This window comes from Streptomyces sp. NBC_01808, assembly GCF_035917395.1.
Lineage (GTDB): Bacteria > Actinomycetota > Actinomycetes > Streptomycetales > Streptomycetaceae > Streptomyces.
In genome coordinates this window covers 353,979-368,056 of sequence record NZ_CP109072.1, presented here as the reverse complement: position 1 = coordinate 368,056, position 14,078 = coordinate 353,979, and the positions used below count along the sequence as shown (strand labels likewise).

The following is a 14,078-nucleotide window of genomic DNA, read 5'->3' as shown; positions in this document are numbered from 1 at the left end:
CCGTGTGCCGCTCCGGCGCTGGTCAGCCGGTGGTCGATGCCGTCGGTCCCGGCTCCGCCGGGCCGAACTCGTCGTCGATGATCTTGAGTAGGTCGTCGGTGCTGGCGTCGTCGAGGTCCGCGTCGTCGTCCTCGTCCGGCCCGGCCGCCGCCGTGCCGCCGCCGGCCAGCGCGGCGGCGAGCGCCTGCAACCGGTCGCGTACGGCCGCGCGTTCCGCACCCTCGACGGGCGCCGCGTCCAGGGCTGCGGCCAGCCGGTCCAGCTCCTCGTGTACGGAGCCGGGCGCCGGCCGCTCGCCGGCCGCGCCCAACTGCCCGGTCAGGAACCGGGCGAGGGCCTGCGGGCTCGGGTGGTCGAAGACCAGCGTCACCGGCAGCGGGAGGCCCGTCGCCGCGCGCAGCCTGTTGCGCAGCGCCACCGCGGTCAGCGAGTCGAAGCCCAGCTCCTTGAACGTCCGCATCGGCGTGGGCCGGTCGGCAGGGCCGTGGCCCAGCACCGCGGCCACCTCGGCGGTCACCACGTCCAGCACCTCGCGCCCGCGCGCCGCCTCCGGCAGCCCGGCCAGCTTCCGCAGCCGCTCCCCGGCGTCGCCGCCGTCCGCCGCGCCGGTTCCGCCCGCCGCCGCGGAGCGCCGCAGCGCGCCCCGTACCGCGGGGATCTCGTCCAGCAGCGGCCGGGGCCGGGCCGAGGCGAAGACCGGGGCGAACGTCTCCCAGTCCACGTCGACCAGCGTCACCGGCCGCCCGCCGCCCGCGCCCGCCACCTCCCGGCCGAGGCCGGCGAGCGCAAGATCCGGGTCCAGCAGCGGCAGGCCCTGCCGCTCCAACTGTGCCTCGTCCAGGCCCTCCGGCAGCTCCTCGCTGCGCCACGCGCCGAAGGCGACAGACGTCACCTTCCGCCCCCGGCCGCGCAGTTGCTGCGCGTACGCGTCGAGGAAGGCGTTCGCCGCCGCGTACGCGCCGTGCTCGCCGCTGCCCCAGACGGCGGCGATGGAGGAGAAGAACACCAGCTCCGCGGGGCCGTCCGGATCCATCGACTCGGCCAGGTGCACCGCGCCGAGCGTCTTGGCGGCCAGCACCTCCGCCACCCCGGCTGCGGTGGCGTCGGCCAGTGGCTCCAGCCGGGTGGAGGTCGCTGCGTGCACCACGGCGCGCACCGGTCCGCCCACCTCCGCGGCCTGCCGCAGCAGCGCGCGCACGGAGTCGCGGTCGGTCAGGTCGCAGGACAGCGCCGTTACCCCTACGCCCCGACCGGCGAGTTCAGCGGCCAGCGCCGCGTGGCCGGGCGCGTCGGGGCCGCGGCGGCTGGCCAGCACGAGGTGCTCCGCGCCGCCGTCGGCCAGCCAGCGCGCCAGGTGCGGCGCCAGCGAGCCCGAGCCACCGGTGACCACGACCGTGCCGCCCGGCTGCCACGCCGGGCCGTCCGCGGGCGCCGGCGCGGGCAGCAGCCGCCGTACGCGCAGGCCGCCGGGCCGGATCGCCACCTGGTCCTCGTCGCCCGCCCCGCCCGCGAGCACCGCGCACAGCCGCAGCCAGTCCTCGTCGCCGGGCCGCTCCGGGAGGTCGACCAGGCCGCCCCACAACTGCGGCTGCTCCAGCGCCACCACCCGGCCGAGACCCCATGTCTGCGCCTGCTCCGGGTGCGCGAGCACGTCGTCGTCCAGGGCGTTCACCGCGGCGCACGTCAGCGACCAGACGGGCGCGGCGACGCCCAGCCCCGCCAGCGCCTGCACGAGCCCCAGCAGCCCTGCGACGCCGGACGGCAGTGCCGCGTGCCCGGGGTGCGGGCGCTCGTCCAGCGGCAGCAGCGACAGCACGCCGTCGACCGCCTCGCCGGCCAGCGCGGCCGACAACCGCCGTGCGATGTCCGCACGTTCGTCGTCGGCCCGCTCGTCCAGCTCGACCACGGTCACCTTGGCGCCGCGGGCGGAGAGCGAGGCACCCGCCGCGTCGGCCCAGGCGCCGAGCCGCCCGGCGGCCCCCGTACGGGTCACCAGCAGCCAGTGCCCTTCGGGCCCCGGCGTCCGCCGCTCCGCGGCCGGGCGCCACCCGATCTCGTAGCGGTGGCCGGCGAGCGCCGCGTCCGTACGGGTCCGGGAGCGCCAGCGGTGCAGCGCCGGCACCACCGCGCGCAGCGCGTCCTCGCCGACCTCCGGCAACTCCCGGCGCAGCGCCTCGGTATCGGCCTGCTCGACCAGTGCCCAGAACGCCTCGTCGGACCCGCCCGCGCGGGCCTCCGCCGCCCGCGGAGCGCGGTCGTCGCGGTCCGCGAGCCAGTAGCGGCGGCGCTGGAACGGGTACGTGGGCAGGGGCACCGTGCGGGCGCCGGGGAAGAGCACCTGCCAGTCCGGCACCACACCGGCCGTGTACGCCTCCGCCAGCGCCTGCTTGAAGCGCGGCTCGCCGTCCTCGTCGCGGCGCAGCGTGCCCAGCGCCCGGCCCTCGGTCTCCGTCGCGTCGAGGACCTGCTCGATCGCGGGCACGAGCACCGGGTGCGGGCCCATCTCCAGGAACACGGTGTGCCCCGAGTCCATCAGCCGCTCCACGGTCTGCGCGAAGAGCACGGGGGAGCGCAGGTTGCGGTACCAGTACGCGGCGTCCAGCGACTCGGTCGGCATCGGCTCGCCGGTGACGGTGGAGTAGAACGGCACCTCACCGGCCCGCGGGGTGATGGCCGCCAGCTCGCGCAGCATCTCCTCGCGCACCGGCTCGACGAGCGGCGAGTGCGAGGCGTACGCGATGGGCACGGTCCGCGTCCGTACGCCCCGCTCCTCGCAGTCACGCATGAACGCCCGCACGTCCGCGTCGACGCCCGCGACGACCGTCGCCGACGGGCCGTTGACGGCCGCGACACCGACATCGCCGCCGGTCTCCGCGAGCCGCTTCTCCACCTCCGCGACCGGAAGCGACACCGAGGCCATCGAGCCGTGCCCGGAGAGCGCGTGCACGACCCGGCTGCGTACGGCCACCAGACGCGCGCCGTCCTCCAGCGACAGCGCCCCCGCGGCCACGGCCGCCGCGAACTCGCCCTGCGAGTGGCCCACGACCGCCGCCGGCGTCACGCCGTGGTGGCGCCACAGCTCGGCGAGCGAGACCATCACCGCCCACATCAGCGGCTGTACGACGTCGTCCCGCTCCCACGAGGCGTCGTCCGCGGGGACGGTCAGCTTCTCGCGCAGCGCGTAGCCCGTGTACGGGGCGAGGGCAGCGGCGCAGCGCTCCATCGACGCGGCGAACACCGGCTCGGAGTCCCACAGCCCCACGGCCATGCCCGGCCACTGCGCGCCCTGCCCGGAGAAGACGAACACCGGGCGCGCCGCGCCGGACACCGCGCTGCCGCGCACCACCCGCGGGGAGCCGCGGTCCGCGGCCAGCGCCGCCAGGCCCTCGGCCAGCTCGGCGGCGTCGCCGCCCAGCACCACGGCCCGCTCGTCGAACGCCGCCCGCGTGGTCGCCAGCGACCAGCCCACGTCCCCTGCGGCGGGTGGCTGTTCGGTGCGTACCGCCTCGGCCAGCTCCGCGGCACGCGCCCGCAGCGCCTCGCCCGTACGGGCCGACAGCGTCCACAGCGCCGTACGCGGCCCGCCCTCGCCGGAGCGCTCCGCCGGCTCCGCGGGGGACGGGCCCTGCTCCAGGATGACGTGCGCGTTGGTGCCGCTGATGCCGAACGCGGAGACCGCCGCCCGCCGCGGCCGGTCCGACTCGGGCCAGGCGACCTCCTCGGCCAGCAGCGCGACACCGCCCCCGGCCCACTCGACGTGCCGGGACGGGGTCTCGGAGTGCAGCGTGCGCGGCAGCCGGCCGTGCCGCATGGCCTGCACCATCTTGATGATCCCGGCCACGCCCGCGGCGGTCTGGGTGTGTCCGATGTTGGACTTCACCGAGCCCAGCCACAGCGGCTGTTCCGCGCTGTGCTCCCGGCCGTACGTCGCCAGCAGCGCCTGCGCCTCGATGGGGTCGCCCAGCGACGTACCCGTGCCGTGCGCCTCCACCGCGTCGACCTGCCGCGCGGTGAGCCGGGCGTCGGCGAGGGCCTGGGCGATGACCCGCTGCTGGGCGGGGCCGTTGGGGGCGGTGAGGCCGTTGGAGGCGCCGTCCTGGTTGACGGCGCTGCCGCGGATCACCGCGAGCACCGGGTGCCCGGCCGCCCGGGCGTCGGAGAGCCGCTCCAGCACGAGCATGCCGGCGCCCTCGCTCCAGCCGGTGCCGTCGGCGTCGTCCGAGAACGACTTGCACCGCCCGTCGGACGCCAGCCCGCGCTGTCGCGAGAACTCCACGAACATGCCCGGCGTCGACATCACCGTCGCCCCGCCCGCCAGCGCCATCGTGCACTCCCGCGCGCGCAGCGCGCGCGTGGCCAGGTGCACCGCCACCAGCGAGGACGAGCAGGCCGTGTCGACCGTCAGCGCCGGGCCCTCGAGACCGAGCGTGTACGCGATCCGCCCGGAGGCGACGCTCGGCGTCGTCCCCGTCAGCACGTAGCCCTCCGCGCCGGCGGTCGCCTCGTGCAGCCGCGGTCCGTAGTCCGCCGCAGAGGTGCCCGCGAACACGCCGGTGGCGGAGCCGCGCAGCCCGTCGGCGGCGATCCCCGCCCGCTCCAGTGCCTCCCAGGCCAGCTCCAGCAGCAGCCGCTGCTGCGGGTCCATCGCCGCGGCCTCCCGCGGCGACACCCCGAACAGCCCGGCGTCGAACTCCGGCAGGTCGTAGAGGAAGCCGCCGCGGCGGGCGTAGCTCGTGCCCGCCCGGTCCGGGTCCGCGTCGAAGACCGCCTCGAGGTCCCAGCCCCGGTCGGCGGGGAACTCGCCGATGGCGTCCCCGCCCGCCGACACCAGCTCCCACAGCGCGTCCGGCGACACCGCGCCGCCGGGGTAGCGGCACGCCATCCCGACCACCGCGATCGGCTCGTGGTCGCGCTCCTCCAGCGACTGGAGCCGCTGCCGGGTCTGGCGCAGATCGGCGGTGACCGCCTTCAGGTAGTCGCGGAGCTTTTCCTCGTTGCTGCTGGCCATCGAACGCCTTCGTGGAGACGGGGCCGGCGGCGCCTGCGGGCAGGGACCGCGCGGCGGGTACGTACCGGCGGAGCTACAGGGACGGGGGACGACGAACGCCTGCGGGCGCCGACCGGGCTGCGCCCTCCCGGGGCGCGGGGCCGCGGGAGGGCGAGACGGGCGGCTGCGGACCGATGGCGTGGCCGCTCGGCCGCCGCGCCCTTGGCCGGCTGCCGGCTACGGCTTCTGCGGCTTGCGGGCCGCGGACACCACGTAGTCCAGGGACGTCAGCTCGTCCTTCAGCAGGTCCTGGTCGCGGTGCGCGACGGCCACCATCTTGTAGAAGAGCTTGCTGGACCGGCTCTTGAACGTCGGGTCCTGGAGCCGGCGCACGTGGTACTCGCGCCACGGCTCGTAGACCTCGTCGCGGATGGACCTGACCTCGACGCTCTCGAAGCCCGCGGACTCCAGGATCTCGCCGTACCGCTTCCGCGGGTACCAGTTGGCGTCGTCGATCATGACGCGGATCCACTTGATGGCGTGCGAGCGGATGTCGGCCTTCGGCTTGCCGCCCTCCATCGGGATGATGTCGGCGGTCACCAGCACACCGCCCGGGCGCAGCACGCGATGCGCCTCGGCGAAGAAGTCCGCGCGGGTGGCGAAGTGGAACGCCGACTCCAGGGCCACCACCTTGTCGACGCTGTTGTCAGGCAGCGGGATCGCGGTCGCGGAGCCCTCGCGGAAGTCGATCCGGTCCGTCAGCCCGCGCTCCTTGGCGCGGTCGGTGGCGATCCGGATGTGCGTCTTGGTGATGTTGATGCCGATGATCTTGCTGGGGCCGTACTTGTCGATCCAGTGGAAGTCCTGGTCGCCGTAGCCGAAGCCGACGTCGAGGATCGTGTCGTCGGGCTTGAACTCGGCCGTGTCGGCCACCTCGTCGGCGAGGGCCTGTGCCGCCTCGTCGAGCTTGGTGCACCCCGGCCAGTAGCCGAGGTTGTAGTAGTTGGTGTCCTCGACGACCAGCCGGTCCGGCGGGTACATCTCGTACAGCCGTGCCGTCTTCTTCTCGGGGTCGGAGGTCGTACGGACCAGGAAGAGGTTTCCCAGCATCCGCAAGTCTTCCCACAGTGACAGCTTCACAACGGCAATCCCTTTCTGCGATCGGTCGCCGACCGAGACGGCCGCGGAATCCACATCTGACGAAAGGCGAAACTAGGAGCGCCGTCTAAAGACGGCCTTGGTCCGAACTAGGCCCTGTCTGGCGAATAGCGCCGTCCGCCCTCTGGGCGGGGTCCCCCACAGCGCGCAGGGCGCGCGTGGGCGGTACCCCCAGACGCAGGTGGGATTCGCCAGACAGGGACGAGGCCGGCGCCAAGCGCTTTGGCGGGGCTTTGGCGGCGGCGTCGAACATGCTCTCCCCGGCGCGGGCAGGCCCGCACCGCCGTCGTGAAGGAGCACAGCCGATGCTGGACGAGGACGCGCGCAAGCAAGTCGCCCTGGAGTACTGCCGGCGGATCAACGAGGGCGACGTCGACGGCGTCCTCGGCCTCTTCGCCGACCCGCTCCACGTCGAGGACCCGGTCGGCGACAAGACCTTCATCGAACGCGCCGCGTACCGCGCCCACATCGCCCAATTGGTGTCGTACGGCGTGCATGAGCTCCCCGGCGCGCCGGTCGCGGGACTGGACCGCGAGCACGTCGCCCTGCCCATCACCGCCGAGCTGCGCCCGCAGGGCGTGCCGCGGGGCAAGTTCGTCCGCATCTCCCTGATCGCGGTCATGCGGATCGGCGCCAACGGCCTCATCCGCCACATGCGGGTCATCAGCGGCCGCACGGACATGGCGGTGCACGACGCGGCCGAGGCCGCGGACGCCGCGCGGTTCAGTTGAGGCGTCGTCGCCCGGCGGGGGGCGGCCGGGCTTCGGAGATTCTTAGGGACCCCTTTAGCCGCCGTACCGAGACTCCCCGAAAGTGCGCCTTCGCCTTTCGTCGCAACGGGATCGAGAGCGGATGTCCAAGGAAGAGAAGCTCGTCGAGTACCTGAAGTGGGTCACCGCCGAGCTGCATGAGGCCCAGCAGCGGCTGTCCGTCCTGGAGACCGGGGACCGGGAGCCGGTGGCGATCGTGTCGATGGCCTGCCGGTACCCGGGTGGCGTGCGTTCGCCGGAGGACCTGTGGCGGCTGGTCGCCGACGGGACGGACGCGATCTCCGGGTTCCCCCTGAACCGCGGCTGGGAGCTGGACGGGCTCTTCGACGCCGACCCCGACAGATCCGGTACGAGCTACGCCCGCGAGGGCGGCTTCCTGCACGACGCGGCCGCGTTCGACGCGGCGTTCTTCGAGATCAGCCCGCGGGAGGCGACCGCGACGGACCCGCAGCAGCGGCTGCTGCTGGAGACCGCGTGGGAGGCGTTCGAGCGCGCAGACCTGGACCCGCACAGCCTGCGGGGCAGCAGGACCGGCGTCTTCGCCGGCGTCATGTACAGCGACTACGTCGCCCGGCTCATGGACCGGCTGCCCCCCGGGTTCGACGGCTTCCTGGGCAACGGCGGTGCGGCGAGTGTGGCGTCGGGGCGGGTGGCGTACACCTTCGGTCTCGAAGGTCCGGCGGTGACCGTCGACACGGCGTGCTCGTCGTCGCTCGTGAGTCTGCATCTGGCCGCGCAGGCGCTGCGTAACGGCGAGTGTGAGCTGGCTCTTGCCGGTGGTGTGACGGTGATGGCGACGCCGGGTGTGTTTGTGGAGTTTTCGCGGCAGCGGGGTTTGGCGCCGGATGGGCGGTGCAAGCCGTTTGCGGAGGCTGCGGATGGTACGGGCTGGGGCGAGGGCGTCGGCTTCGTGCTGCTGGAGCGGCTGTCGGACGCGGAGCGTAACGGGCACGAGATCCTTGCGGTGCTGCGTGGTTCGGCGGTCAATCAGGACGGTGCGTCGAACGGCCTGACGGCGCCGAACGGGCCGTCGCAGCAGCGTGTCATCGAGCAGGCCCTGGCCAGTGCGCGGTTGAGTGCGGGTCAGGTCGATGCGGTGGAGGCGCACGGTACGGGTACGACGCTGGGTGACCCGATCGAGGCGCAGGCGTTGCTGGCGACCTATGGTGCGGAGCACAGTGCTGAGCGTCCGTTGTGGCTGGGTGCGGTGAAGTCGAACATCGGGCACACGCAGGCGGCGGCCGGTGTCGCGGGTGTCATCAAGATGGTCGAGGCGATGCGTCACGGGGTGCTGCCTCCCACGCTGCACGTGGATGAGCCCAGCAGCCACGTCGACTGGACCGCGGGCCATGTGTCGCTGCTGACCGAGACGCAGCCCTGGCCGGAGACCGGTGAGCCGCGGCGCTCGGCGGTCTCGTCGTTCGGGATCAGCGGCACCAACGCCCACGTCATCCTCGAAGCCGGCCCCGAGCAGTCTGCCGATGCCGACGCGAAGGCCGAGCCCTCGCCGGTGCCGGTGGTGGTTTCCGCCCGTACGACGGCTGCGCTCGCGGAGGTCGCGGGTCGGCTGGCGTCGTATGTCGAGGAGCACCCGCACGTCGAGGTGGGCGCGTTGGCGGTCGGGCTGTGGTCGGGGCGGGCGAAGCTGGAGCACCGCGCGGGCATCGTCACCGCTGACCGCACCGAACTCCGTGAAGCCCTCACCGCCTTGGCCACCGGTGCCACGCACCCGGCTCTGGTCACCGGCCTGGGCTCGGTCGAGACCGGCGGCCGGCTGGCGGTGATGTTCTCCGGGCAGGGCAGCCAGCGCCCCGGCATGGGCCGCGAGTTGTACGAAACATTCCCCGCCTACGCCGAGACCTTGGACCAGGTCTGCGCGGCGCTCGACGAGCACCTGGGGACCGGGACACCGCTGCGCGAGGTGATGTTCGCCGAGAAGGACAGCGAACTGGCGGAGCTGCTGGGCACCACGCTCTACACCCAGCCCGCCCTCTTCGCCCACCACCTGGCCGGCTACCGGCTGCTCCAGACGACCGGCGTCGAGCCCACCGCGCTCATCGGCCACTCCATCGGCGAACTCTCCGCCGCCCACCTCACCGGCACCCTGCCCCTCGCCGTAGCCGCCGACATGGTCGCCACGCGAGCGAAGCTGCTCCACACCCTCCCCGACGGCACCGGCATGCTCGCTGTGCAGTCCGCACCCGAGCCCCTGGGCGCGTACCTGGACCGGCACGCAGAGGTGGCCGTCGCCGCGTACAACTCCGAGGTCTCCACCGCCCTCGCCGGACCCCTCGGCGCACTCGAAGAGCTGGCCCGGGAGCTGACCGAGGCGGGTATCCGTACCAAGGCGCTGAAGGTCGCGCACGCCTTCCACACCGCTCACACCGAGCCGATCCTCGACACCTTCACCGACCACCTGACAGACCTCTTCGCCCACCACACCCTCGGCGACGCCGACATCCCCGTCATCTCCAACGTCACCGGCCAGCCCGCCACCAACGACCAGCACCACGACCCCCACTACTGGGCCCAGCACATCCGCCAACCCGTCCACTTCCACCAAGGCGTCACCCACCTCACCGAGACCGACGGCATCAGCCTCTTCACCGAACTGGCACCCCACCCCACCCTCACCCCCCACCTCCCGTCCGGTACGAAGCGCACCCCCCACCTCCCGGACGAGACCCGCACCCACCTCGCCACCCTGGTCAGCCTCCACACCCACCACCACCCCACCGACCTCACCCCCCACCTCCCCGACACCGCGGGCAAGCTCCCCGTCCTCCCCACCTATCCCTTCCAGCACCGCCCCTACTGGCTGCGTGCCGACCCCGCCAAGGCGACCGACGCCCGCCCCGGCGACGCCGAGCTGTGGGACGCGCTGGAGCGCGAGGACCTGGACGGCGTGCTGTCCGCGATGGGCGTGCGGGACGCCGACGTCACCGCGTGGAAGACCGTCCTGCCCGCGCTCGTCACCTGGCGCCGTCAGCGCGGCTGGGGCCACCGCCTCGGCTGGGAGGCACTGGACGGCGGCACGCCGCCCCCGCTGGACGGCGCCTGGGTCGTCCTGGCCCCCGAGGGCGCCGAGGAGCATCCGGCCGTACGGACCGTGCTGACGACCCTGGACGAGGGCGGGGCCGAGGCCGAAGTCGTTACCGTCGCACGGGAGATGGCCCGTACGACGTTCGCCGGCCGGCTGCGCGCCGCGCTGGGCGCCTGCGGGCCCCGGCTCGCCGGTGTGCTGTCGCTGCTGGCGTTCGCCGACCAGGCGCGGCCGGGCCCCGACGGGCTGGAGCTGTCCGCCGCGCTGCTGCACGCGCTCGACGATGCCGCCGCGCGGACACCCGTGTGGTTCGTGACCGCGGGCGGCGCCGCGACCGGTCGCCAGGACCCGTTCGCCGACCCCGCGCAGGCCCGGATCTGGGGGCTGGCGCAGGCGTTCGCCGTCGAACACCCCGAGCGCTGGGGCGGCTTGGCCGACCTGCCCGTGGGCGGCGCCGGCGATCGGGACGTGCGCGACCGGCTCCGGGCGGCGCTGGCCGGCCGGGCGGACCGCTCGGGTGCCCGCGAGGACCAGGTCGCGATCCGGCCCGGGGCGCTCTTCGCCCGCCGGCTGCGGCCCGCGGACCTCGCCGCCGCCACCGAGCCGTGGCTGCGCGCCACGGACGGCACGGTGCTGGTGACCGGGGCATCGGGCACGCTCGCCGGCGAGGTCGCCGTGGAGCTCGTACGCGAAGGGGTACGCCATCTGCTGCTGGCCACCGAGCCGGGGACGGACGGGGCGGACGGCGAAATCGCCGCGCTGGTCGCGCAGTTGCGCGCGGCGGGCGCGGACGCGGCGGTCGCCCCTGTCGACCTCACCGACCGCGACGCCGTCGCCGCGCTCCTCCGCTCCGTCGCGCCCGAGCACCCGCTGGCCGCGGTGGTGCACACGGCCGCCGAGCTCGACGACGCCGTCGTCGGCGCCGCGGACGGCGACGACATCGGTCGGCTGCTCTCCCCGGCCGCGGCGTCCCTTGCGCATCTCTGCGAACTGACCCTGGACCGCGGGCTGGAAGCGTTCGTGCTCTGCTCCTCCGCGGTCGGCGTCCTCGGCGCGGCCGGGTTCGGCGCCCAGGGCGCCGTGCACGCCCACCTGGACGCGCTGGCGCACACGTACCGCGCACGCGGCCTGCCCGTCAGCTCGCTGGCCTGCGGTCCCTGGCAGGCGCCGGAGGCGGCGGAGACCGCGGCCGGAAAGCACCTGCGCTACCAGGGCATCCGCCCCATGGCGCCCACGCCCGCGGCCCGGTTGGTGGTACGCGCCCTCGCCGGCAGGTCCGCCGCGCCCGTCCTCGTGGACGTCGACTGGGACCGCTACGTCAGGCAGTCGGAACAGGGCGCCGTCGGCTCCCTGTTGCGTGCTGTCCCCGAGGCCGGCGGCGCCGGCGCGGCGGAGGGCGGCGCCCGGGAGCCGGAAGCCGACGGCGCCGGGCCCCTCGGCGAGGCCGCCGCGCGGCTGCGCCACCGGCTGGACACCGCCCCCGCCGGCCAGCGCGCCGAACTGCTGCTTGAGCTGCTGCGGGACGCCGCCGCCCAGGTCCTCGGGCACGCGGACACCGCGGAGATCTCCGCCGACGCCCAGTTCACCGAGCTGGGGTTCTCCTCCTTCACGGCCCTCGAACTGTGCAACCGGGTCGCGGCCGTGTCGGGGCTGCAGATCCCGCCGATGGCCATCTTCGACAACCCCACGCCGCAGGCGCTGGCGGGCTATCTGATGACCACGTTCGAGGGGGAGACCTCCCCCGCACCAGCGGCCGGGGCCGCGGCCCGGTGACGCGCCGAGCGCCGACCCGGGCAACGCGCCCCGTACCGACGTACGTTCGTACCTTCCGAAGGAGCCTTTATGAGTGAGCCGGTCGTCGTCGTGGGCGCCGGGCCCGCCGGTCTGATGCTCGCCTGCGAGCTGGCGATGCGCGACGTGCCCGCGGTCCTTGTGGACGTCCACCCCGCGCAGCGCGCCGAGGCTCCGGCCATGGCGATCAACGCGGGCACGCTGGAGATGCTGGACCAGCGCGGCCTGGCCGCCGGGCTGCGGGAAGGCACGGTGACTTTCCCCGAGGTGCGGTTCGCGGACCTGCGTCTGGCCTTCGAGAAGGTCCAGGGGCCGCGCGAGCCCACCCACATGGTGCTGCAGTCCCGGCTGGAGAAGGTGCTGATCGACCGCGCGGTCGAACTCGGCGTCGACCTGCGCTGGGCCACCCGCCTGACCGGCTTCGAGGAGGCCGCCGACGGGTCCGGCATCACCGTCACGCTCGCCTCCGACGCCGGCGAGGAGACGCTGCGCTGCGGGTACCTCGTCGGCTGCGACGGGCGGGACAGCGTCGTCCGCGAGGGCGCGGGCATCGACTACGTCGGCGACGACTGGGTGATCGTGCGCGGCATCGTCGGCGACGTCGCGATCAACCGCGAGGACGTGGCCCGCGAGCAGTACGGCCTGTCCTACACCGAGAACGGCGACCAGTTCCTCGGCGCCCCGCTGAGCCCCGACGTCATGCGCGTCTTCAGCGCCGAGTTCTCCACCGAGCCGCCGGAGTTCGAGGACGGCCCGGCGACGCTGGAGCAGCTCGGCGACGCCGTCGAGCGGCTCACCGGCAAGGAGCTGAAGGCCACCGAGGCGCACTGGCTGCGGCACTACTCGATCGTCACCCGCAACGCCGAGCAGTACCGCAAGGGCCGGGTGTTCCTCGCCGGCGACGCGGCGCACGTCCACTACCCGTACAACGGGCAGGGCATCGGCACCGCCATCGGCGACGCGGTCAACCTCGGCTGGAAGATCGCCGCAGAGGTGCACGGCTGGGCGCCGGAGGGCCTGCTCGACTCGTACCACGACGAGCGGCACCTCGCGGGCCGGCTGGCCTGTATGAACATCCAGGCGCAGCTCGCCCTCCTCTACCCGCGCCCGCTCGCCCGCTACATGCGGGAGATGATGGCCGAGTTCCTGAAGTTCGACGACGTGAACGTGTTCCTCGCCGAGCTCGTCACCAACCTCGGCCCGGCCGTCCCCATCGCCTACGACGGCGTGCCGAAGAGCGACGAGGACGACCGGCTGCTCGGCCGCCGGCTGCCGCAGGTGCGCATCAAGACCGCGGCCGGCGACATGGGCGTCGCCGAGACTCTGCAGTCCGGCCGCGGGGTACTGCTGGACCTGTCCGGTGACGCCTCGGCGCAGGAGGAGAGCGGCTGGGCCGACCGGGTCGAGGTCGTCCGCGCCCAGCCCGTACCCGAGTTGCCCCGCACCCTGCTGCTGCGCCCCGACGGCTGCGTCGCCTGGCACGACGGCGACGGCTGGGGCCAGGACGAACTGCGCATCGCGCTCCGGGCCTGGTTCGGCGCCCCCACCGCCTGACCGGATCCGGTACGCGCCCGGAGAGCGCGCGAGGCGCCGCGCCCCGCGCTCTCCGGGCGGCCCGCGGCCCGTGGGCCCATACTCCGAAGGTGAGAACCGGGCAAGGGCGGCTTTAGGCCAACGGACCAGCATGACCGCGTCGGCGCCGGTGCCTGCTCTGCTGAGCGGGCCCGGCGCTTTCGCCCAGCAGTATCACCACCAGAAGGGACAGCAGTGCGCCCGACAGAGATCCCCTCCCGGCTGACCGCCGCCGGGGCCGCCGCCATCGTGCTCACCGTGCCGATCGGCGCGAGCCAGGCCCACGCCGCGGACACCCACAAGGCCGAGTGCATGACCATCTCCTTCATCGAGCAGTTGGTCACCACCGAGACCAAGGACGCGGCTCCGGTCGGTCCCAGCGTCGGCGACGTCGTGATCACCGAGGACGCGGTGCTGGACGACCAGCGCAACCGCATCGGCACCAACGACATCAAGGGCATCATCATCAAGAAGGACGCCGAGACGGGCGAGCTGTACTCGTTCTCGGCCTCCGAGTACACCCTCGACGACGGCACCATCCACGTCGCGGGCCTGGTCAACCTGACCCAACTGGCCGCGGGCAAGGAGCAGAAGCTCCCGGCCTACGGCACCGGCGGCCGCTACGCCGGCAAGGTCGGCGAGCTGACGTGGACTCTCGTCAGCGAGACCGAGTCGCTCAACTCCATCGCGCTCTGCGACTGACGTCGCCGTCCGCAGCCGAACAACGGGCTGAGACCGGCGGGCACACCCCCGCCGG

At 74.1% G+C, this 14,078-nt stretch carries 5 protein-coding genes and 1 pseudogene; 4 read left to right on the top strand and 2 right to left on the bottom strand.

Going from position 1 to position 14,078, the window contains the following annotated elements; all coding sequences use genetic code 11:
• Positions 1-22: 22 nt before the first annotated feature.
• Positions 23-5,008, bottom strand: coding sequence for a type I polyketide synthase (locus tag OG946_RS01495; protein WP_326794334.1), 4,986 nt, complete (start codon positions 5,006-5,008; stop codon positions 23-25).
• A 216-nt stretch (positions 5,009-5,224) separates the two neighbouring features.
• Complete coding sequence (locus OG946_RS01490; RefSeq protein ID WP_326794333.1) at positions 5,225-6,127, bottom strand: SAM-dependent methyltransferase; 903 nt, start codon at positions 6,125-6,127, stop codon at positions 5,225-5,227.
• A 323-nt stretch (positions 6,128-6,450) separates the two neighbouring features.
• Here OG946_RS01490 and OG946_RS01485 point away from each other — a divergent pair, with 323 nt between their 5' ends.
• From OG946_RS01485 to OG946_RS01470, 4 genes and pseudogenes are all read left to right on the top strand, one after another.
• Positions 6,451-6,876 carry a nuclear transport factor 2 family protein gene (locus OG946_RS01485; protein WP_326794332.1) on the top strand — a complete coding sequence of 142 codons (426 nt, stop codon included), beginning with the start codon at positions 6,451-6,453 and terminating at the stop codon, positions 6,874-6,876.
• 145 nt (positions 6,877-7,021) lie between these two features.
• Positions 7,022-11,731 (top strand): annotated as a pseudogene (locus tag OG946_RS01480) (type I polyketide synthase); the annotation flags it as partial.
• Positions 11,732-11,800: 69 nt separating this feature from the next.
• Complete coding sequence (locus OG946_RS01475; protein ID WP_326794330.1) at positions 11,801-13,303, top strand: FAD-dependent monooxygenase; 1,503 nt, start codon at positions 11,801-11,803, stop codon at positions 13,301-13,303.
• 213 nt (positions 13,304-13,516) lie between these two features.
• Positions 13,517-14,023, top strand: coding sequence for an allene oxide cyclase barrel-like domain-containing protein (locus tag OG946_RS01470; protein WP_047014285.1), 507 nt, complete (start codon positions 13,517-13,519; stop codon positions 14,021-14,023).
• Positions 14,024-14,078: the final 55 nt, after the last annotated feature.